Annotated in this window: 22 protein-coding genes; 8 read left to right on the top strand and 14 right to left on the bottom strand. The window is 64.4% G+C overall.

What is annotated here, in order from left to right; genetic code table 11:
- Positions 1 to 83: 83 nt before the first annotated feature.
- Complete coding sequence (locus tag ACIGGF_RS03715; protein WP_397520090.1) at positions 84 to 941, top strand: glycosyltransferase family 2 protein; 858 nt, start codon at positions 84 to 86, stop codon at positions 939 to 941.
- Positions 938 to 1903, top strand: a complete 966-nt coding sequence (locus ACIGGF_RS03710; RefSeq protein ID WP_397520089.1) for a glycosyltransferase family 2 protein — start codon at positions 938 to 940, stop codon at positions 1901 to 1903. Before ACIGGF_RS03715 ends, ACIGGF_RS03710 begins: the two co-directional genes overlap by 4 nt.
- Before the next feature lie 60 nt (positions 1904 to 1963).
- On the opposite strand, the gene ACIGGF_RS03705 is transcribed toward ACIGGF_RS03710, so the two are convergent.
- Genes ACIGGF_RS03705 through ACIGGF_RS03695 form a run of 3 tightly spaced genes read right to left on the bottom strand, consistent with a single transcriptional unit; the run spans position 1964 to position 6762 of the window.
- Complete coding sequence (locus ACIGGF_RS03705) at positions 1964 to 3277, bottom strand: lipase family protein (RefSeq protein WP_397520158.1); 1314 nt, start codon at positions 3275 to 3277, stop codon at positions 1964 to 1966.
- Positions 3278 to 5761 (bottom strand): glycosyl hydrolase 2 galactose-binding domain-containing protein, encoded by a 2484-nt coding sequence (locus tag ACIGGF_RS03700; RefSeq protein WP_397520088.1) that lies wholly within the window; start codon positions 5759 to 5761, stop codon positions 3278 to 3280.
- Entirely contained in the window at positions 5758 to 6762 is a 1005-nt protein-coding gene (locus ACIGGF_RS03695) for a DUF1839 family protein (RefSeq protein ID WP_397520087.1), read from the bottom strand. Before ACIGGF_RS03695 ends, ACIGGF_RS03700 begins: the two co-directional genes overlap by 4 nt.
- 357 nt (positions 6763 to 7119) lie before the next feature.
- Here ACIGGF_RS03695 and ACIGGF_RS03690 point away from each other — a divergent pair, with 357 nt between their 5' ends.
- Positions 7120 to 8058 (top strand): endonuclease/exonuclease/phosphatase family protein, encoded by a 939-nt coding sequence (locus ACIGGF_RS03690; protein ID WP_397520086.1) that lies wholly within the window; start codon positions 7120 to 7122, stop codon positions 8056 to 8058.
- Between the two features lie 16 nt (positions 8059 to 8074).
- Here ACIGGF_RS03690 and ACIGGF_RS03685 read toward each other — a convergent pair whose 3' ends face one another.
- A complete protein-coding gene (locus ACIGGF_RS03685) occupies positions 8075 to 9460 on the bottom strand; it encodes an Hsp70 family protein (protein WP_397520085.1) in 1386 nt (461 codons plus the stop codon).
- Between the two features lie 201 nt (positions 9461 to 9661).
- Between ACIGGF_RS03685 and ACIGGF_RS03680 the strand changes: the two genes are divergently transcribed.
- A complete protein-coding gene (locus ACIGGF_RS03680) occupies positions 9662 to 10171 on the top strand; it encodes a low molecular weight phosphatase family protein (RefSeq protein WP_397520084.1) in 510 nt (169 codons plus the stop codon).
- Positions 10172 to 10261: 90 nt separating this feature from the next.
- Positions 10262 to 10669, top strand: a complete 408-nt coding sequence (locus ACIGGF_RS03675) for a hypothetical protein (RefSeq protein ID WP_397520083.1) — start codon at positions 10262 to 10264, stop codon at positions 10667 to 10669.
- A gap of 4 nt (positions 10670 to 10673) precedes the next feature.
- Here the strand turns inward: ACIGGF_RS03675 and ACIGGF_RS03670 are convergent, their stop codons facing one another.
- Genes ACIGGF_RS03670 through ACIGGF_RS03660 form a run of 3 tightly spaced genes read right to left on the bottom strand, consistent with a single transcriptional unit; the run spans position 10674 to position 13304 of the window.
- Complete coding sequence (locus tag ACIGGF_RS03670) at positions 10674 to 12461, bottom strand: ABC transporter ATP-binding protein (RefSeq protein ID WP_397520082.1); 1788 nt, start codon at positions 12459 to 12461, stop codon at positions 10674 to 10676.
- Between the two features lie 21 nt (positions 12462 to 12482).
- Entirely contained in the window at positions 12483 to 12947 is a 465-nt protein-coding gene (locus ACIGGF_RS03665; protein ID WP_397520081.1) for an ATP-binding protein, read from the bottom strand.
- A 21-nt stretch (positions 12948 to 12968) separates the two neighbouring features.
- On the bottom strand, positions 12969 to 13304 hold the full coding sequence (locus tag ACIGGF_RS03660; protein ID WP_397520157.1) for an STAS domain-containing protein: 336 nt from the start codon (positions 13302 to 13304) through the stop codon (positions 12969 to 12971).
- A gap of 221 nt (positions 13305 to 13525) precedes the next feature.
- On the opposite strand from ACIGGF_RS03660, the gene ACIGGF_RS03655 reads away from it, so the two are divergent.
- Both ACIGGF_RS03655 and ACIGGF_RS03650 read left to right on the top strand, forming a co-directional pair.
- On the top strand, positions 13526 to 13918 hold the full coding sequence (locus ACIGGF_RS03655; RefSeq protein WP_397520080.1) for a fluoride efflux transporter FluC: 393 nt from the start codon (positions 13526 to 13528) through the stop codon (positions 13916 to 13918).
- Positions 13915 to 14280, top strand: coding sequence for a hypothetical protein (locus ACIGGF_RS03650; RefSeq protein ID WP_397520079.1), 366 nt, complete (start codon positions 13915 to 13917; stop codon positions 14278 to 14280). The genes ACIGGF_RS03655 and ACIGGF_RS03650 overlap by 4 nt, the downstream gene beginning before the upstream one ends.
- A gap of 10 nt (positions 14281 to 14290) precedes the next feature.
- On the opposite strand, the gene ACIGGF_RS03645 is transcribed toward ACIGGF_RS03650, so the two are convergent.
- From ACIGGF_RS03645 to ACIGGF_RS03615, 7 genes are all read right to left on the bottom strand, one after another.
- Complete coding sequence (locus ACIGGF_RS03645) at positions 14291 to 14866, bottom strand: YdcF family protein (protein ID WP_397520078.1); 576 nt, start codon at positions 14864 to 14866, stop codon at positions 14291 to 14293.
- Positions 14867 to 14916: 50 nt separating this feature from the next.
- Positions 14917 to 15123: a hypothetical protein gene (locus ACIGGF_RS03640; RefSeq protein ID WP_037194008.1), complete on the bottom strand. Its 207-nt coding sequence runs from the start codon at positions 15121 to 15123 to the stop codon at positions 14917 to 14919.
- Between the two features lie 79 nt (positions 15124 to 15202).
- Positions 15203 to 16039, bottom strand: a complete 837-nt coding sequence (locus ACIGGF_RS03635) for a MerR family transcriptional regulator (RefSeq protein ID WP_397520077.1) — start codon at positions 16037 to 16039, stop codon at positions 15203 to 15205.
- A gap of 17 nt (positions 16040 to 16056) precedes the next feature.
- Positions 16057 to 17580 (bottom strand): flavin-containing monooxygenase, encoded by a 1524-nt coding sequence (locus ACIGGF_RS03630; RefSeq protein WP_397520076.1) that lies wholly within the window; start codon positions 17578 to 17580, stop codon positions 16057 to 16059.
- Entirely contained in the window at positions 17577 to 18497 is a 921-nt protein-coding gene (locus ACIGGF_RS03625) for a ferritin-like domain-containing protein (RefSeq protein WP_397520075.1), read from the bottom strand. Before ACIGGF_RS03625 ends, ACIGGF_RS03630 begins: the two co-directional genes overlap by 4 nt.
- A gap of 1 nt (position 18498) precedes the next feature.
- Positions 18499 to 19377: an SDR family NAD(P)-dependent oxidoreductase gene (locus ACIGGF_RS03620; RefSeq protein ID WP_397520074.1), complete on the bottom strand. Its 879-nt coding sequence runs from the start codon at positions 19375 to 19377 to the stop codon at positions 18499 to 18501.
- Positions 19374 to 20381, bottom strand: a complete 1008-nt coding sequence (locus ACIGGF_RS03615; protein ID WP_397520073.1) for an alpha/beta hydrolase — start codon at positions 20379 to 20381, stop codon at positions 19374 to 19376. The genes ACIGGF_RS03620 and ACIGGF_RS03615 overlap by 4 nt, the downstream gene beginning before the upstream one ends.
- A gap of 106 nt (positions 20382 to 20487) precedes the next feature.
- On the opposite strand from ACIGGF_RS03615, the gene ACIGGF_RS03610 reads away from it, so the two are divergent.
- Positions 20488 to 21570, top strand: coding sequence for a 2Fe-2S iron-sulfur cluster-binding protein (locus ACIGGF_RS03610; protein ID WP_397520072.1), 1083 nt, complete (start codon positions 20488 to 20490; stop codon positions 21568 to 21570).
- Positions 21571 to 21575: the final 5 nt, after the last annotated feature.

Raw genomic sequence — 21575 nt, 5'->3', positions numbered from 1 at the left:
GGCGAGAACACTGTCTGTGGATGCGGCGGGGGTCGATTCACGGAGTTCGGAGACATCTGCCCATCGCACTCGACCCATGTGGAATGGATATGTTGAATCGTCAGAATCCCCGCGTCAGTGTCGTCATCCCGACGCTCAACGAGGCCGCGAACCTTCGCCATGTCCTCCCCCTGCTCTCTCACGACTACGAACTCGTACTCGTCGACGGTGGTTCGGTGGACGGCACCATAGACGCAGCCCGCGAGATCCGCGGCGACATCCGCATCATCAAGCAGACGCGTAAGGGCAAGGGCAATGCGCTTGCCTGCGGCTTCGAAGCAGCCACCGGCGACATCATCGTCATGTTCGACGCCGACGGTTCGGCCGACGCCGCCGAAATTCCGCGGTTCGTCGATGCCCTGATCGCCGGTGCCGACTTCGCCAAGGGCAGCCGGTTCTGCGAGGGCGGCGGCAGCCACGACATCACCCCGCTCCGCCGTGCCGGAAACGGTGGCCTGCACCTCGTCGCCAACACGTTGTTCGGAACTCGCTTCTCCGATCTTTGCTACGGCTACAACGCCTTCTGGCGCGATCTGGTGCCCGTTCTGGATCTGCCCGTCGTCGATCAGCCGGGTGCCGAGGGCATGATGCTCTGGGGCGACGGCTTCGAGATCGAGACCATCATCAATTGCCGCTTCGCCGAGGCCTCCGTCCGTATCGAAGAGGTGCCGAGCGTCGAGCTGGCCCGTATCTACGGTCAGAGCAACCTGCGTACCTTCTCCGACGGCTTCCGAGTGCTGCGCACCCTGATGACCGAGCGCATGCGAGCACGCAGGATCAAGCGCAAGTCCATCGTTCGGCCGTTGCGCGAGTCCGTCGACGCTCGTACCGATATGGACCTCGAGTTCGAGGCCCTGGAGTCGTACAACGAGGTCCTCGAGCTCCGCGAGCGGACGGCGTGAGTCTGCCGACTTCCTCGGTCGTCATCTGCGCTTACACCCTGGCTCGTTGGTCCGAACTTCGGACCGCCGTGCGCGCCGTTCTCGATCAGGTCGTGCCGGCCGACGAGCTGATCGTCGTCATCGATCACAACGCACAGCTGGCCGAGCGGGCGCGCGAGGAGTTCTTGCCGCTGCACGACTCCGTGAACGTGGTGGAGAACAACCACCCGCGCGGCTTGTCCGGAGCGCGTAATACCTCGTTGGATCTCGCGACCGGTGACGTCGTCGTCTTCTTGGACGACGACGCGTCGCCGCGCACCACAGAATGGCTCGGAGCCATCCTGTCCCATTACTCGGACGATGCCGTGTACGCCGTTGGGGGCTCTGCATACCCGGTATGGCCGGACAAACGTCCGGCCTTCTTACCGGCCGAGGTAGTGGGTGAACCCGGCGAACTCGATTGGGTCGTCGGGTGCACCTACCGCGGGCAGCCGACGGAAACCGCCCAGGTCCGCAATCTCATGGGCGCGAACATGTCGTTCCGCCGCGAACCGGTCGTCGCACTCGGCGGATTCGTCTCCGGCATCGGCCGTATCGGCCGAGTTCCGCTCGGTTGCGAGGAAACCGAACTCTGCATCCGACTGCGTCAGACGCATCCCCATGCACAGATCGTGTTCGATCCTTCGATCGTCGTCGATCACACGGTCAGCGCCGACCGCACTCGTCCGCGCTATCTCATCACGCGCAGCTACGCCGAGGGCGTCTCGAAGGCAGCGATCGCCCGCTTGATCGGGGCCGAGGACGCGTTGTCCTCGGAGCGTGCGTACACCGCCAAGATCCTGCCTCGCGCCGTCGGTCGGGAAACCAGTGCGGCCGCCCGCGGCAACCCGGTCCGCGCCTGGGGCGCGATGGCCGTCGTGGCAAGCGTCGGCGCGGCCGGAATCGGTTATGCCCGAGGCAAACTCAGTCGAGTCTCGACGTAGTAGGAGTCTGCTGGGCCGACACGCCCAGCAGTCCCAAGAGCTCAGCGCAGTCCCACGAGCTCAGCGCAGTCCCACGAACGCCCGTCCGGTGGACACCGCCATTCCCAGCAGGCCGCGCAACCCTGCCGGCGATCCCGCCAGCGACCACACGGTTCTCGTCGAGGACCCGTCGATCGGTGTACCTGCGACCCGATCCGAGAGCCATGCCAGCGTCAGGGGTGCCGCGATCGGATGCAACGACAGGTGTTCGCTCAGGCGGTCACGGATGTACGTGACATTCGCCCCCGCGGCACGATATCGCCGTACCTGACCGTCCACGTCGCCCACGTCGATCATCGGATCGTGCACAGCCTGCACCACCAGAATGGGGAAAGCGGGTGCCGATTTGCCGGGCTGAATGTCCTCGAAGATCTGCACCATCTCGGGTGTCGCCAGTAGGTCTGCCAATGGGATGTCGAGATGTCGCTCGAGGTCGTGCATCAACATGGACATCACCGCGAACACCGTCGTCTTGCGGTGGAGGGAGTTCAGGGTCTCGAGCCCGCGAGCAGCGACGTGTTCGCGCACGACACTGTCGAAGACCGGGTAGGTGCGTCGTAGGCCCTCCACCACCATCGCCGGCAGTGCCGTGAAGATCGTGCCGTTGAGGCGGGAGAAGGCCGACCCCGGATCGCCGACGGGAGAGCCGAGCGCTGCACCGACGATGTCGAGCTCGGGTGCGTAATCGCCCGCGACCTCCGCGGCCCACGAGGTCGCCAAGCCGCCGCCGGAGTACCCCCACAACGCGACCGGGGTCGTAGGAGTGAGGTCCAGAGGCTCGAAAGACTGCGCCGCGCGGACGCCGTCGAGCACGCAGTATCCGGGTTCGACGGGCGCTCCCCACTGCCCGTCCATGCCCTCGTGATCAGGAAGGGACACAACCCAACCCTGACGCAGGGCGTACAGGATGATCATGAACTCGAACTGCGGAACGGAACCGACGGCTCGTGCACCCGAGCGGAGGGCGTACGACGGGAAACACCGATCCGAGACGGCGTCGATTGCACACTGATAGGACAGCAGGGCGGTTCGCCGACGGTCTCCGATAGGTAGGACCACCGTCGTCACCGCAACACGCGCCGCACCGTCGAGGCTGGTGGTCCGGTACAGCAACTGCCAGGCCGACACCTTCTGCCGGATGACGCCGAACAACGCGAGATCGACGTCGCGGGAGCGCAACACGGTCCCCGGCTCCACGTCCTCCAGATCGGCCGGGGCGCGATAGAACGGATCGTTGCTCGGAATGGTGATGGGCGATTCCGAATCCGCTTCACCGACCACGGCAGTCGGGGCGCTCGTGTGTTCGGTACGGTTCGCAGTCGTCACGGTGTCAATCTATAGGTCGACTGCAGCCGTGGAGCGCGAACTCTGCTGCGCGGCCTTCGGGGCAACCGACGCGCGATCCACGGAGTTCAGCGCGCGTACGTGACCGCGCGGTACGCCTGCGCCGCGACCGACGAGAGTCACCGTGCGGGCTTCGTTCGGTGCCAGGTGGAACCAGGAGTCCGAGGGCTCGAAATTGTCGATGTCCACGCAGACGTACTGCGCAGCCCACTCGGATCGCATCGTCAACTCCCAGGTGCCGGAGGGCGTCTCGGCCACCTCGGCGGACAGTCCCACCGTGTTCTGACGAACCTGCGGGCCGACGAGCACCGTGGTTCGCGTCACCTCGACGCCGCTGCCGTCCAGAAAGAACGCGGTGACGGCGGAGTAGGTACGACGCCCGAAGCGGTAGGCATGGTTGACGTCGGTGAACCTACCGACGATGGAGTCCACCGACAGAGCCACCGAGGAGTTCGCGCCCACCATCACCGACTGCTCGAATTCCTCACTGCCCCGCGAGGCGTGCAACACCACTCGGACTGTTCCCTCACACGCCGGACCGTCGTTGACGAGTTCGACGGAGTAGCCGTCGAGTCCGTTGTCGGACAGCAGTAGCGCCGTCGGTACGCTTGCCCGCGCCAACGCGTAGAAGGGTGCTTTCGGCACACCCTCGGTATCGACGATGCCCCAGCCGGCACCGGGGACCGTATCCCTCAAGGTGAGAACCAGGGCTCCGGCGCACCCGGAGGACGCCCGACGCCAGTGGCCGAACGCTTCGGTGAACGCTTCGACCGTCGCGGCGCGGCCGTAATCGAGGTACAGCTCGGCGTCGTCCCGGCGAACCAGATGCGGGTCGACACCGAAGATGGTGCGCACGTAGTGATCTCGAACGTCCTCGAAGTCCCAGGACGAGCCGCGATCGCGCGGAACCGCAGCCTTCCATTGCGGGTGGTGGCCGGCCACCGTCGCGGATCCGAAGAACTTCTCCACCGACGCTCGTTCCGGAGGAACGGCAAAGGCCAGGCACTCGGCCGCGAAACGTACACCTGCAGTGCGAATATCGGACAACGGCCGAAGATATCCGCCGACACCGAAATAGTGGGCGATGCCGTCGCCCACGTGAGTGTGTAGTTCGCCCTCCACACCGGACGGGCTCGATGTCACGTAGGCCACCGAAGGCAGGCGATCGGCCAGAAAGTCGGGAACAACGCTGTCCAACATCGTCATTCGCTGATCCTCGGCGGCCAGGCCCAACATCGTCGGTTGCTGCTGCGTCTCGCTTCCACCACTGACGACCATCAGGGCAGGATTCCCCGATAAGGTGTCGGCGAACGCGTCCAGCTCACGCGCGACCAAGGCTGTGTATGCCTCGTCGGTCGGCGGGTCGACGGTGCCGAACATGACGTCCTGCCACACCATGATGCCCAATTCTGCGCAGAGCGACCAGAATTCGGGTTGTTCGTACACCAGGGTGCCGACCACCCGAACCATGTTCATGCCCGCCGACCGGACTTGATGGAGCGCAGTACGAAGCTCCTCTTCCGAGGACCACAAGCGCACCGGGTCGAGCGGCGTCCAGGTTCCACCACGGCAGAACACGTTCTCTCCGTTGACCACCAATTGCGCGCCGCCCGCCGTACGGTCCAGCTCCACCGTGCGAAACCCCACGACCCCCAGGGGATGAACGACGCCGTCGACCTCGAGCGAAACCCGGTACGTTCGCGGTCGGCCGTGCGTGTGCGGCCACCAGAGTTCGACGTCCGGCAGGGTCAGCACGCGGTCGATGTGTGCCGTCGTACCGAGCTCGAAGACAGTCCGAATCGACGAGACAGGGTGATCCGAAGAGACGGTGTCCTCGATCAGTATTCGCGCATCGCGCGCAATATCGAGTTCGGCCCGCAGAACCACGATTCCGTCGGTTCCCGAGAGGGCGGTCGACAGCTGCCCACGCCGAACCACCGGAATCGGCGTCATCGACACCGGACGCCACGGCCCGACGGGAATGGGCAACGGACCGTACACGGGTGCCCGGCCGAGCATCGTCGTGCGCTCGTGCCGGAGTCCCTGCTCGGCGATCAACGACGATCGCCATCGCCCTCGCGGTCGTCGGGTCTTCAGCCGAGCGGCCAGCGATTCGACGTGCAGGGCGATGCGGACCGTCGGCCCGCACTCGGTCAGATCGATCGATTCGGGAACGAACATCGACGTCACCGTCCGGCGGTGATTGCCGTCGATCCAGATGTGGGCACGAGTGGCGATGCCGCCGAACGTCAAACGCACTTGCCGATGGTCGTGGGCGACGACGTCTGCGACGAACCACCAGTCGTGGTCGTCCGGTTTCACCGTAGAAGGGGACGTGCCGATGGCCGATGCCACCGTGCCGGGCACCTCTGCGTCGGTCCAGTCGAGGTCGGCGGGCAGATCACCCGGGTCGAGCACGGAACCGGCGTCGGTTCGGGCCAGCTGCCACCGAACGCCGTCGAGCAGATCGATCACGCGCCCACGGCACCTGCAACGAGATCCATCGCTGCCGCCCAGTTCTGAGCCATGTCCATCAGCGGCTCGTCGAGCATCACATCGCGGCCACGTGCGGCCCGTGCCATGCGGAATTGCACGGCTTTGGCACCGGAGGCGGCGTCGCGGAAGTGTGACGCGGCACCGGAAGCACCCGTCACGCCACGGCCCTCGAGGTACTCGACGTAGTTCGCCGCGAGTTCAGCGGTGGCTCCGAACTGGCGAAGCAATCCGAACGACCACAGGTGGAACGCGTCGGGGCCGGCGGCTTGCACGAGAGGAATGTCGGCCACGATGCGACGGGCCAGTGCATCGACCGGATTTCCCGGTGCCCGCCGGGCCAGGTGTGCGCGAGCTACGTCGAGGTCTCGATCACCGAATCCGGCGTCCAGTACCGCAGAATCCACCCGGATCTGCTCGACGTAGGGAAGCAGCACCTCGGCATGCGGTTCGGGGGCGAGGTTGAATATTCCGTCGAAGTCGGCTCCGGTGAGTTCGAAGTAGCCGCGGTTGTGGAAGTACCCCATCACCTTCTCCTCGCGATTGACGAGGTTCGGCACGATGGTGGTTTTGGTGTGCTGGTTTCGGTAGCTGGTGCCGGCGGTATCGGGCAGCCAGAAGCCGTCGACCTCGACGGTGAGATGGATACCGTCGTCCAGGCCCTCCACGACATGCTCGAGCACCGGCCGCCAGACGTTCATCTCGCCAACGCTGATGCCGTAGAGGGTGCGCAGATCTTCGGGCATGATCTTGACGAAGTCCCACTGACGCCCGTCGCATCCGGCACTGAGCACGAAGGCCAGAGCGGGAGTGGGGTCCGCACCGAGCGAATGCAGCACTTCGATCCACAGATCGACGTAACAGTTGGTTTCGGTCCAGATGCGGTCGTGGTTGTGTATCGGGTGCGGCCGGTAACTGATGGGTTCGAGTTCGAGAACCCGTAAACCGGTTCCGAGCCTGTCCAGCACTGCGTCGTTCGACATAAAGCCTCTCCTACCGGATCTAATGTCGGACGGTCCCCGAGCCGCATTTGTCCGTATTGCCTGTATCCAGGCCCCTAATCCTAACGACTGGACTTGTTCTTCGCACAGGATCGGACGGTAGGATTGTTTTCGCCCGGCGAACTACTTCCTGGGCCACCATCTCGACAGAAGCGGTATCGGACCCCGAAACCGTGGGCAGTCACACAGCGAACAGTCGGTTCCGCGCCGGTAATGACGATGCGCAGCTTGTTCGTGACGGCACTTGCATATCGGCTCTGAGCTGGGCACATGCCGAGTGTAGACAACACCCGACACATCCATGCCCAACTCGGGCACGCAATAGGAGGTAGTACCGCGATGCGCCGTTTTGCATCGAGCGCAGCGCAGGTCCTCGGCTGGTCCCTCGTCGCAATCACCCTCGGAATGCTGATCGTTCGGCAAGTAGGAGTGACGGAGATCACTTTTGTCGCGCTGGTGGTGGGGGCGCCGTATCTGGGAGTCGCCGCGCTCGCCGCAGTGATCTTGTTCGCTGCCGCCCGCGCGCGCATCGGATCTGCAATCGCCGTGCTCCTCACCGTCGCCGTCATCGGAGTGCAGGTGCCAATGTTCCTGGCCGACGGCCCGGACAACGCCGGTCCCGAGCTGTCGGTGTTGACCGTCAACGTCGCGCACGGGGACGCCGACGCGGCAGCGATCGTCGACGCGGTACGGGACAACGACGTCGATGTACTCGCCGTTCAGGAACTGACGCCGGAGGAAGAGACCGATCTGCAGGAGGCGGGTATCGACGACCTTCTACCGTTCTCGTTCACCGCTGCACTGCCGGTGGCCGACGGCACGGGCCTGTGGAGCCGTACCCCACTGACCGAGGGCACCCGTCTGGGCGATTTCGGCTTCGTTCCGGTTCAGGCTCGAACCACCGTCGACGGGCAGGATCTGACCCTCGTCTCGTTCCATGCGATGTCGCCCGCGACGCCCCGGCACACGGCCGAATGGGATGCCGACCTCGCCAGGATGCGGTCGATCATGGAGACCTACCCGGGCACCGCGATCGTTGCCGGCGACTTCAACGCCACCAATGATCATCGGCAGTTCCGCACGTTGGCGTCGTCCCCGTTCTCCGACGCGGCGGACGGTGCGGGCGCGGGCCTGTTTCGCACGTTCCCTTCCGAACGCCCACTGGCGCGTCTGGATCACGTGGTGACGAGTGAGAACGTTCGGGCCCGGTCGGTCACACCGCTGGCGATCCCGGAGAGCGATCACCTGGCGGTTCTCGCCGAGTTGCAGCTGCCCTGAGCCTGGCGAACGCGGGCTAGAAGCGCGGCAGCTGGAACACCGGCGGCGGAGGCAACTGGATCTGCGGTAGCTGAATCTGCGGAAGGCCTGGAATCAGCGGCGGCGGCGCGGGCGCTGGGGCAGGTGGCGGCACGTATTCGGGCTCGGAGTAGGTGCGCGCCGGAGCCTGCGCGGCCTCGGTCGTCGGCGGGACAGTGGTGGTCGGCGGGGCGCTGGTGGGCGGAACCGTCGATCTCGGCGTGGTGGGCACCGCCGTGATCGGCACAGTCGTTTCCGCCGGAGCGCTCGTGGGCTGGGTCGAACCGCCGCCGTACCCGAGAGACAAGCTGAGCGCGGCGACAGCAACGAGACCGCCGGCGACGAGCACCGCGCCGCGGACCTTTCGGGTGGAATCGGCCGGCTTGTCGGCCGCGGGTTCCGGGGTCAACCAATCCGGAGCTCCGGACAACGATGCAGGCCCCGACAGGGATGCAGGCCCGGAAGGCGACGCGGGTCCGGAGGACGACTGCCGGACGCCCGGCGGCGGTGGCTGACGCGGGGCGTCGGCCACCGGCGTCGCCAGCAGTGCCGCGCCGCGGGCAGCGACCGATTCGGGATCGGCCGGAGTGATGATCGGAAGGCCGATCCACGCACCGAGAATCGACTCCACCAGCGGAATGCGTGCTCCGCCGCCGATGAGTACGAGTGCGTCGACGTGTTTGGGTGAGCGCCCGATGACGTCGCGCACCAACCGCGCCGAGTACTCGATCGGAACGGTCACCAGCGACTCGAACGCCTCGCGCGAGATGAGAATGACGCCGCCGTCGCCCGGTAGGCACACTGCGCCACTGGTGGACAGCTGCTCTTTGGCCACGCGGCACCGAGCCGTGAACTGGCTCAGTTCCTGATTGTCGGCGATATCGACGCCTTGCTTGGCGAGCTGGTTGTCCGAGATGAGTCGATCGAAGTCGTCACCACTGATGTCGATGGTGCGCTCGGCGAGCAGTACCTGGCCGGTACCGCGGTCTATGACACTGATCGTCAATCCCGAGCTGCCGAGGTCGTACAGCCCGATCGTGCCGAAGTGCCCCAGCTCGCCCGACGCCTCGAGGTACTGCAGCGCCGCGCGCGCCTCGGGGACCAGTCGGTAGTTGTACAGCCGCTGGCTGGCCATGGCCTGCTGGATCTCGCCGAACTGTTGTTGATCGCGGTATGCGACTCCGGTCGCCTGCACCGATCCGGCGTCGCTCGACTGAGAGAGAACGACACCGATCGACTCGGCAGCCAATTCCTCGGCCCGATCCCAGTAGGCGTCGACCGTGTCGTGGTGAAAGCCCAGACGACCCGAATTCTGCGGGCGTGCGTCGGGCCGGGCCATGCGCACCGCACTGGCCCCCACCGACACACCGAGAACTTCGGTCATTACCCGCCTTTTGTCGATTTCCCCGTGAACACACGCCGAGACTCGATGTCACGAACAAGTCTCGATCCCCACCAAAGGCACACTGTAGCGCGTCCTTCGGCTACGCCCCAGTGAACGCGATGACAATCCCGTGACCGGCCGCTTCGTGGCCTCCCGTTCGCGCACCGACTCATCGGTGGACCGCACCACTACAGTTGCCGCATGCGCGTTCTTTTCGTCTGCACCGGGAACATCTGCCGCTCTCCGACGGCCGAGCGACTCGCTGCCGCGTTCGCCCACGAGGGCGGGTTCGACCTGACCGCGAGCAGCGCCGGAACGCAGGGATTGACCGGTCACGCCATGGACCCGACGGCCGCGATGGTGCTGAGTCAGCTCGGCGGCGACCCCGACGGTTTCGTGGCCCGACGCCTCACGCCGGCGATCGCTGCCGACGCAGATCTGGTGCTGACGATGACGGCGGCCCATCGCGACGCCGTTCTGGCCCTCGCACCGCGGCAGATGCGTCGTACGTTCACCCTTCTCGAAGCATCCGGTCTCATAGCCGCGTCGGGCGCGAGCACGATTGCCTCTCTCGCCGATGCCCGCGCGGTACATCGGGTGGACACTCTCGACATCGGCGACCCGTACCGCCGTGAACCGTCGGAGTACGAGCAGGCCGGGGAACTGATCGCGGAGGCGTTGCCCACCGTGGTGAGGTTGTCACCGCACTGAACGTCCAGGTCTCGCCCGCTCGCGCGCTGAGGTAACGTTCTCGCATCATTGCCGACCATCCGGGTTCGGCCACGGCGTTAGGGTCTGTGCATGCGCGACAAGGTCATCGCGTTGGCAGCAGTGGCGAGCGCAGGAGTGGCCGTCGCCGTCGGCTTGACCATCGGCGCTCTGGGCGGGGCCTTCGACGACACGAGCGCGACGGTGAGGCCGCCCGCACTGCGATCGGACAATCTGAGCTCTGCCGCGACGTCGCCGAGTTCGACCATCGTCATCGTGCCGCCGTCCCCCACATGGCAGGTTGCCGTACCCACCACCCCGCGTCCCACGACAACCACTGCTGATCGTGATTCGGAGACGACGACGACGCGAAACTCGCGCCGCACCACCAGCGCCGAACCCACGACCAGCACGTCCGACGACGAATCGGCCGCCGACGAATCCGACGAGGACGAATCGGAAGAGGAGACCACTACGTCGGAAGACGATCCCGGGCGCTAGAGACTCAGCTCGGTGTCGGTAACGCGGTGGCGTCACCGATTCGCAAGGCAGCCACCAGTTCTCGGTACAGGGAATCTGTGTTCATCAGTTCCGCGTGCGTGCCCCGTGCACGGACCACTCCGTCTTCCATCACGAGAATCGTGTCGGCATCGAGCACGGTGGACAGCCGGTGCGCGATGGTGACAACGGCAGCTTCGGACGCGATGGCTCGAATCACCTCGTGAATTGCCGCCTCGGTACGGCCGTCGACCTGGGCCGTCGCCTCGTCGAGCAGAAGAATTTCGGGTCGACGAACGATGGCCCGCGCCAATGCAATTCGTTGACGCTGACCACCGGAGACGGTGGAGCCGATCAGATCGGTGTCCAATCCGTCGTCCAGAGCTCGAACGACGGAATCCAGATGCACCGACCCGAGGGCAGCCCAGATGTCGGCCTCGCTGGCCTCGGGGTGGCTGAACAGCAGGTTCTCTCGGATCGAACCCGGAATGACCGGCGTCTCCTGTTCCACGTAGGACAACCGAGACCGCACCTCGTCGATGGTCAGGTGGTCGTACGAGGTTCCGCCGAGCCGAATCTCACCGCTCTCGGGCGTCAGGAAGCGCAGGATCAACGAGAACACGCTCGTCTTGCCCGCACCGGACGGCCCGACGATCGCCGTGTGTCCCCGCGCCGGCACCTCGAGGTCGATCCCGTGTACGGCGGGCTCTCGACCCGGCGCGTATCGCGCTGTGACGCTTCTGAATTCGAGCGCAGGCGCAACAGCGTCGGCCGTGGTCGAGCGCACCGAGCCCTCCGCGCCCACCTCGGTGACCAGATCGTCGATCTGGCGGATACGGGCAGCCGCCGCCATCCCGGCCTGCAGCGCAGTGATGTTGGTGGCAAGGCTCTGCACCGGGCCGAGCACTTGAAATGCGTACAGCAGAAACGCGATCAGACTCGATACTGCGAGCGCTCCGGTGCTCACTCGGTATCCGCCGAGGCCGAGTATGCCGATGATGGCCAATTGAACACCGCCGCCGGCGAAGGTCCATGCCAGTGCCGAGATCTTCACCGCTCGCACACTGTGTCGAGCGGACGTGCGTGCCTCGAAGATCACCCGCTCCGATTCGCGGGTCTCGGCCCTACTCGACTTCACGGTCCGAATGGCTCGCAGAGTGCCGTCCAGAATCCCGCCCAACCGACCCACTGCCTCTTGAGACTGCCGCTGCGCCACGGCAATCGGTGGCATCAATCGCGCGAAGAGCAGCGCGATCGCGATGATGGCCGTCGCGATGGCACCGAGCAGCACCAGGTCCAGAACCGCCATCAGAATCAGTGCGCCCACCAGACCCACCGCACTGTTCACTATGCCCACCAACGCATTCGACGCGGCCTCACGCAAGAGAACGGTGTCGGAGGTGACCCTGGTGACCAGCTCGCCGGTGGGCCGCGTGCCGAGACTGCCGACGGTGGCTCCGAAATACTTACGGACGATCGATTTGCGCGCGTCCAGAACGATACGTTCGGCCAGCACACCCAGGACGATCCACTGCAGATACAGCACCGCGGAACCCACGATGAGCAAGCCCACCAACAACAGGACAGGGGGAATCAGGGACGAATCGGTGCCCAGGCCGTCCAGAACTCCTTTGGCAACCATCGGAGTCGCCAGCGCGGCACCCGTTCCGATGAGTCCGAGGCCCATTCCGAGCAGGAGAGTCCGCCTGTGCGGTCGAACGAATTGCCACAGCACCCGAAGATTGGGGAGCGTTATCTTCTTCTTCTCCGCGGTAGCGAGCTGTACATCGACCATGCCACCAGTGTGCCGCAGTGATCAGGCGCTACGTGCTTGCTCCCAGATCATGTGGACCGTCGTACCGTTCTGATCCGAGGTGACGGCGGCAGTGTCGGCCAAGGCGCGCATCAGTGGCACGCCCCGTCCGCGATTGGGATCGGAGTTGTGCGACGCCCAGTCCCCGCGATCGACCACCTTCACGTCGATCCGTCCGTCTGCGACACACAGCACTCGAATGTCGAGAGTCCCGCGATCGGTGTGGTCTCGGTACGCGTGCTCGACACTGTTCGCGATCGCTTCGTACGTCGCCAACACCACGTCGTAAGCCCGATCCGGATCGACGCCCACGCTGTCCAACCACTCACCGAGCTCACGACGAATCTCCGACGCTCGATCGGCGTCGGCAGGCTCACCGGTGAACAGCAGTTCTTCCATTCGCGTGCCTGCCGTCGAGATCGAACTGTCGGTACGTGAGTCGTCACCTCCGGAGAGTGTCGCCATCATGAGTCCCGTCTACCCAAATCTTCAGGATCTACCCGCATGGAGTGCAACGAATGCTTCGTCCACGGTTGCATAGATACCGAACACCTCGTCCAGCCCGACCAAGCTGAGCGGACGACCGGTGGCCGGACCCTCCGCGACCACCGCAAACCCGGCCTTGCCGCCGAGCTGCTGATGCGTGGACGCCAACAGGGACATACCGGCGGACGCAAGGAATTTCACATTGCTCAGATCGATCACAATCGCTGTCGGCGACTTCTCGAGTACGAGAGCAACCGACTCGGACAGATCGGGAGCGGTCACCAGATCCAGTTCACCGGATACGGCCAGAACCACATCCTGATCACGCCATTCCACGATCACATCGAAGTGCTGGGGCCCGAGGCCACCAATGTCGTCCGCAGTCACACGACGACTTTACTACGGCCCAATCTGCCGACCCGCAGCGCCGAAGTCCACCGAATGTGACATCGACGGTCGAAAAGGCCACCAGATGTCACATCGACTCCCGATCGAGCCCGACCGGTGCGCCGGCTTTGCTCGCTCGGCCGACTTGCTCGACTCGCATTAGGCTCACTTCGGTGATCGAGGTACTGCAGGGGGCGGACCGTCGTCGATCGTTCGGCGAGTACGCGGCGGTCACGGTCGGCGGCGCGGTCGGCGCGGCGATGCGGTACGAGATCTGGACGTGGCGTTCCACACCCAGGTGGCTGTTGATGAGCACGTTCGGTGTCAATGTCTTCGGTTGCCTCGTCGTCGGGGCCGCTCTGGGCTATTTGTGGGGACGAGCGGCGCCGGTGGCCCGCGCCGGAGTGTTCGGGCTGGCCTGCGGATTCACGACGTTCAGCTTGTTCGCGCTCCAGGCGGTGACGCACCGCGGTGCCTGGAACTCGGTGGTCTATCTCGTGGCGACGTCCGTACTCGCGCTGATCGCCATGGCCGTCGGCGCAGCGATCACACGCCCACGCCGATGACGCCCATCCTTCTCGTGGCCGTCGGGGGCGGATCGGCAGCGCTGCTCCAGTTCACGTTCTCGTATGCCATCGCATCTCGACGTCGGTTGTCGGCGCTGAACCTGACGGCATGTGCTGCGCTGGGGTTGGTGTTCGCGATCGATCCCCCGGCGGCTCTCCGGTCTGTGGTGGGCGTCGGTTTCCTGGCGTCTGTGGTTCCGATGGCGTCGGTGGTAGCGGTTGCGCTCCGACTCACCGGACGTCACCGGTACCGGCGCGCGGCAACGTTTTTCGTCGCGAACGTCGTCGGAGGTATCGCTGCCGCGATGTTCGGATTCTTGGCCTGGAAGTCGGGAGTGACGCTCTACTACAAGATCGCCTGACGAGCCCGGGTCAGTCGCTCGCCGATTGCGTGCACGGTCCCTGCACTCCGGCTTTGACGAATCCTGCGATTTGGTACAGGTAGGTGAATTCCCACTCGACGAGCGAGAAGTCGTAGGCACGTGGTGTCGGACGCATCGTCACGGTGCCGTCGAAGCATTGATCGAAGATGTATCGGGCGCGAGGGAGGTGGTAGCGCCAGGTCACGACGATGACGTGGTTCCACCCACGCTCACGGGCGAGATCCTGAGTGAACATCGCTTCACCGCGGGTGGTGGACGGCGACGGCGGGATGCACAGCACCTCGATGTTCGACGTGGATGCCGCGCAGTACTTCTTCATGGTGGGGTCTGCGGATCCGTATGGATCGGAGAGCACCACCGTCTGGGCCAGTCCCTGCTGCGCGAGCGAGATGCCGTACGCCTCGCGGCCGTCGTGCTCGCCGCCCAGCACAATTATCGCGTCGGCGGTCGTCAACGAATCGACGCGGGCCTTGGTGAACGCGACGTAACCGCCGATGCCTACCAGCGACACCAGTAGAACCGGGATCGCGAAGGGGAGGAAGAGCAACAGGCGTCCGCGGAGCACCCCACCAGGTTAGGGAAGGTGCCCCGCGAGCGCGCGGTCAGAGACTCGGATCACTCACTCGGCTGCGGGACGTTCACGTTGCAATCGGTGACCTCGGGGTTGACGCCGAAGTAGTTGAGCGGTCCCGCAACGACGGTCAGGGCGATGGTGCCCGCGCCGGCGCAGTTCTCGGGTGCGCTCTCGAAGTCTCCGCGTTGATACGACGCGAATGCGCCGATGATCAGCCAGACCAGAACGATCAACGTGACGAATCTCATGGTGCCCCCTTAGGCGGTCAGCCGCCGTTCGGCTGTTGAGAACTACGTATGTCCGTTTGTCGCAGTACTCAAACCGGCTTCATTCGTTCTGGCGAGCCAGTGTCTGCGATAGATAGTCGTCGAGCGCCTGTTCCTGGACGCGATCGAGGGCGCGTGCCAGTTCTGCCTGCGCCGACTTCATCGCCAGGCTGCGCATCTTCTCGAACATCTCGCTCGTCTCGGCAATCTCACCGGACTTGGGCAGCCAACCCGGACCGTGTTTCGCGGCCAGGTGGTCGGTGACACTGCCCACCATCGATTCGGCGATGTCGTTCATCTTCGACGCGGTCCGCTCGTGCTGGTCGAGCAGTTCTTCGAGCGTGAAGCCGTACTGACTCAGATCGACGAACACCTCGAGCAGAGTCGGGTCGAGGATCGTGCACTGGTCTCCGTCGATGGTGATCAGCTTCGCCTCGGTCAGGCGCGCAACGATGTGGTCGTTGTCCTCGCCGAGAAATTGAGCGATCAGATCGAGGGGAATGACCGTGGTCTCGACCGACGACCACTTCCGGGTCACGATCTCTTGGAGACCCAAAATTTCCCCGAGGTCCTTGCCCTGCTCCCAGCCCGAGAGGAAATCGGCGATGTGCGCCGAGGTGAACCCGCGTTGGAGCAATGAGTCGATCACCTTCAATCGCGTCAGGTGATCGTCGTCGTAGATACCGACTCGACCGCGCAGAGTGGGCGGCGGAAGAAGTCCGCGTTCCTGGTACGCCCGCACGTTGCGAGTGGTCGTCTTGGCCTCTCGGGCCAGGTCGTCGATTCGATACTCCACCGAGCTCCCTACCTCCGCCGCGCGTCGACCCACAGGATATACGTCGACAACGCGGCGGAGGGCAGACCCGAACCCGAACGTGATCTCGGGTAGAAATCCCATGTTCGGTTCTCTCTTTTTCAGGAGTGGGCGACGGCCCGTGCGGGTTCCCGGGGCAGGTCGGCACGGTCCGGAACCAGGGTGAAATCGCCCCTTTCGACGGTTCTGAGCTGGTTGACGTACTGCGTGGCGAACCCGGGGAACATGGTTGCGTTGAAGCCGTCCTCGGTGAGGTACCAACTGCTGCACCCCGAATTCCAGGTCGTCTTGGCCAGCTTTCGCTGCATCTCCTGGTTGTACGCATCCTGAACGTCCTGGCGCACCTCGGCGCTGTGCAGGTTGCCGTCGACAACCATGGAGATCGCCCCGACGATGTAGTCGATCTGAGCCTCCATGTACACCAGGGCAGAGCTGTGGCCGGGCCCGGAGTTCGGGCCGAAGGTGAAGTACATGTTCGGGTAGCCCGATACGGCAATGCTCTTGTACGCCTTGGCTCCTGCGCTCCACTCGTCGGCCAGCACGCGGCCGTCACGCCCGGTGATCGGGATGGGCGTCCCGGTGTTGGAGACGTCGAATCCGGTGGCGAACACGATGGCGTCGAACTGATGCTCGACGCCTTCCACGGTGCGAATGCCCTTGGGAGAGAGCGTTGCGATCGGCCAGGTCACCAACGTGCAGTTCGGTTTCTGCAGCGCAGGGTAGTAGTCGCTGGTCATCAGCAGTCGCTTGCACCCGGCCCGGAAGCGAGGTGTCAGTTGCCGCCGCAGCCACGGATCACGAACCTGACGACGCAGATGTGCGCGTCCCACCAGTTCGACGATCCGCGTCAACGGGGTCTTCCAGACCACACCGAGTGCGACGGACTCGTGGCCCCAGAACCACAGCGACCGCGCCACTGTTTGCGTCTGCGGGTATCGCGCGTATCGACGCTTGGTGCCGGCCTGGGTCTTTCGATTCATTCTGGGCAATGTCCAACCGGGGGTGCGTTGGAACACCTTGACCGAGTCGGCGATCTTCACCAGCTCGGGCACGATCTGCACCGCGCTCGCCCCGGTTCCGACCACGGCGACCTTCTTGCCGGCGAAGTCGTAGTCGTGATCCCATCGGGCACTGTGAATCTTGTGCCCCTCGTAGGTGTCGATGCCCCGAATGTTCGGCAGGCTGGCATTGGCGAGCGGCCCCGACGCCATCACCACTGTGCGCGCACGAACATCGGTGCGCCCGTCGATGCTCAGGTGCCAATGCCCGGCCGCCTCGTTCCAGATTATGTCGACCACGTTGTGTCCGAATCGAATACGCGACTCGATGTCGAATTCGTTCACCATCGTGTGAATGTAGTCGAGAATCTCACCGCTACCGGAGTAGGTGTGCGACCAGTTCGGATTGGGCGCGAAGCTGTAGGAATACAACCTGGACGGGATGTCGCAGGCTGCGCCCGGATACGTGTTGTCACGCCAGGTTCCCCCGACTGCGCTACCGCGTTCGAGTATGACGAAATTCTCGATTCCACTGTTACGCAGTCGAATAGCGGTACCGATTCCAGCAAAGCCGGCACCGACGATCACCGCGTCGAGTACTGCTTCGCGTACATCGAACTCGCTCATGCGACGGGCTCGTAGGTCAGTTCCTTGGACCAGGTCGGCTCGGAATTGAGTGTCTTGCTCGGGTACCGGCGGGTGAGCTTCACCAAGCCGTCTGCGAGGTGGTGGTACGGGTGCTTGCGATTGATCACGATACTGCCGTGCCACTGCACTATTCGATACATCGGCACCCGCAGCGCTTCCGGGCTTCGCTCGCCGACACTCTTGAACCGCTTCATCGCGGTATACAGTCGCTCCTCGTCGACGCCCATCTCGACGATGTTGTCGCGCATCTTGTTCAGCAACGGAATGTACCGCAAAGTTCCGACGATCAGTGCCGGATTCATCCACGCCCCGACGGTGTCGACCAGGATCTTGCGCATACGCGAATGACCGAGTAGCTCGATCACAGCGAAATCGACTGCCAGATGCCGTGATTCGTCGGAGTTGATCTTCTTGAACACGGCCTGACACACCGGGTCGTCGATCTCGTCCATGATGAACTTGACCAAGGCGCCGTCCAACGCGACCTCGAGCATCGGAATGACGGTACCCAGCACCGCCAGCGACAGACCGTCCGAGTGCTTGTCCAGCCAGTCGATGACGAGCTTGACGTTGATGTTGGGTTCGGGCATCTCGTCGCCGTCGAGCATGCCCCATCGACGCATGAGAGCAAGCTCGGCGTTGGCGTGTTTCTGCTCCTCGGCGTGGAAGTAGCGATAGATCTCCGCCAGGGTCTCGTTCGGAGCCTTGAGCGCCATGGCTGCGAAACCTCGAGCGCCGACGTTCTCGATCCACATGAGATCGGACATGAAGGGCTTGAGCTTGGCGTGCAGTTCCGGGCTGATGGTCTCCGCTCCGGGGCCGTCCCAATCGATGTCCGCCAATGCCCATTGACGGTCCTTGATCTTGGTCAGCATGTCTTCGAAATCCATTGCCATGTCAGGCTCCTGTGGTGGTAGAGGTACGGGATTCGTTGTGCGCCGGCTCCTGCTCGGCGGGCATCACACGGTTCAGCACACCGAGGAAGCGCACATATACAGCGGGCAGCAGTCGCTTGAATCGCCAGACGGCCTTGGCGTCGAACTGGGGCACGACGTAAAGCCGGCCCTTGTCGAAGGCATCGAGTGTCCGGGCCGCGATCTTGTCGGGTGATCGTCCGGTCCAGCGCATCGCGAACTCGGCCAGCCGTGACGAACTCGCGGTGATCCGGCCGTCCACGGCCACGTTGGTCTTGACGAAGGTGGGGCACAGCACCGAAACTCGAACACCGGTACCCGACAGTTCCGCCGCCATCGTCTCCGACAAGCTCATCACCGCGGCCTTGCCGACGTTGTACGGACCCATCAGCGGCGCGGCGGCAAAGCCTGCGGCGGATGCGACGTTGATGATTCCGCCCTCACCGGCTGCCCGAAGAGCAGGCGTGAACGCCTCGCAGCCGTGGATCACGCCCCAGAGGTTGATGCCCAGCGCCCAGTTCCAGTCGTCGAAACCGATGTCTCCGACGGGCTTTCCGCCGATACCGACGCCTGCGTTGTTGATGAGCACCGTGGTCGGTCCGTCGAACTCGATGCCGGCGCGCAACGCCAACTCCTCGACGTTCTCACGTATCGACACATCGCACTCGACGGCGTATCCGGTGGCCCCGAGAGCGTTCACCATCGCGACCGTCTCCTGTGCCCTCGGTAGCGAGATATCGGCGCACATGACGACTCCTCCGCGGCGAGCCAGTTCGAGCGCGAACGCCCGGCCGATGCCGCTGCCTGCGCCGGTCACTACCGCTCTCGACCCGTACGAGGGTTTTCCGGTCCTGCTTCTCATCGACTTACCTTTTTCTTCGAATAATGTTGTCGGCGTTCGTTGTCGAGCGCATGGGTGATGAAATCCGCGGCACGCTCCAGCGCGGGGGCGGCCTCGGGAATCAGACGCGGCAGAGCCTGGAACACGTGCATCTGATCGGGCCAGATCTCGAGCTCGCTTCGTCCGCCTGCCGTCTCGATCATGGTGTGCAGATGCCGAGCGTCGCCTCGCAACATCTCTGCTCCACCCACCTGGATCAGGGTGGATGGAAAGTTGCGCACGAGTGCGAGATCGAGTCGTAGTCGCGGGAGGTCCGCGTCCTGGCCGTCGGTGTACAGCGCCACGAGTCGGCGCGCCGCATTCGACGAGATCATCGGGTCCTTGCGTGTGCGCTCCATCCGCGCCGAGAGCTCGAAGTCGAGGTCGATCAGCGGCGAGAACAGCACCATCGCTCCCGGTTGCGGTGTCCCGGTTCGGTCGTTCTCGATGATCAGGTCGGCAGCCAGGTGACCACCTGCCGAGTCCCCGGCGATGACGATGTTCGCTGCGTCGTAGCCCTGCCCGAGCAGCCAGCGATAGGCGGCTTCGAGGTCGTCGGCTGCGGCGGGGAACGGATGTTCGGGAGCAAGCCGGTAGTCGACAGTGAACACCGGCAGGCCGGCCGCAGCGGACAATCGCGCGGTCAGACCACGATGCGTACGCGCCGAGCAGATGACGTAGGCACTGCCGTGGATGTACAGGATGACGCGCGGCCCCGGGTTCAGGCCGGGTGCACGCACCCACTCGCCGCGAACCGAGCCGTCGGCCACGAGGTCCACTGTCGTGCCTTTCGGAACGGGACCGAACAGGTTCATGGAGGTGGCGACGAGGCGTCGGGAGAACTCGATGCCGCTGCGGGACGTGGGAAGCAGGTTCGTCATCGGGCGCAGAGTCAACCGAGTCATCAACGCGGCCAGCCGAGTTCGCCGAGACGCGGCAGTGAAAGCACCGCGAGGCAGGTAGTCGTCGCTAGTGGTCGAAGTCACCTGGTCACCTTCACCCCCTATTCGCCATTTGTCAATGGCCTATTAATTAGTGGCGAAGTGTGCAACAGTGACGACCGGTACAGCCGAAGCAAAGGAGCGAGCACACGTGACGACGTTCGAAGGTGCCGCGGCAGCATACCTCGAAAAGCCCATGACCTGCGCAGAAGACAGGATCGTCGAGTTGACTATCGCCGAGGTGATCCACGAGACCGAAGACGCGATCTCACTCGGTTTCGAGGTCCCCGAGAATTTCCACTACGCGCCGGGGCAATTCCTCACACTGGAGATTCCCTGCACCGACGGCGACTCGGTGGCCCGCTGCTACTCCTTCTCCAGCTCGCCCGTACGCGACCCGTTACCCACCGTGACCGTCAAGCGAATCCCGGACGGTGTGGCATCACACTGGTTGCACGACAACGCTGTTCGCGGTATGCGACTCGACGCGCTGAAACCGTCGGGCATGTTCGGGCCGGAACGGTGGGACGCCCCATTCGTTCTGCTGGCCGCCGGCAGCGGCATCACCCCGATGATGTCGATCATCAAGACCGCTCTACTGCGGCACGAGAACCGGATCACCCTGGTCTATGCCAACCAGAACCGCGGCTCGGTGATCTTCGCAGAACAATTGACCGAACTGCAGTCTCGCTTCCCCGAGAGACTCGACATCCACCACTGGTACACCTCGGAATCGGGATTGCCGACCGCCGCCGGGCTGGCGTCGATGGGCGCGGAAATTCCGGCAGAGTACGAGGCCTTCCTCTGTGGACCGCCGCAGTACATGAACGTCGCCGAGGAGTGGCTCGCCCGCACCGGCACGGCGGCGCGCAGAACACATCGCGAAGTATTCTCGTCCTTCGAGTCGAATCCATTCCGGGCCGGCAGTACGACGACGGCCGCGGAAACGGCTGCGAGCTTCGTCACCGCTGAGGTCGAAATCGACGGCATCGACACCGAGTTCACCTGGAATGCAGACACCAAGCTGCTGGACCGACTGCTCGAGTTGGGTCTCGACCCGCCGTACGTGTGTCGCGCAGGAACCTGCGGCGGTTGCGCGTTCAGCCTCACCGAGGGCACCGTGACCATGCTCGCCAACGAGACGCTCGACGAACACGAACTGCAGCACGGCGTCCGATTGGCCTGCCAGTCCGTGCCCGATTCGACGACGGTACGTGCGGTGTTCGATCGCTGATGCCG

This window comes from Rhodococcus sp. NPDC078407, from assembly GCF_044542515.1.
In the GTDB taxonomy this organism is placed as follows: domain Bacteria; phylum Actinomycetota; class Actinomycetes; order Mycobacteriales; family Mycobacteriaceae; genus Rhodococcoides.
Note: the sequence above shows the minus strand (reverse complement) of the source record. Positions and strands in the feature narration are given on the sequence as shown.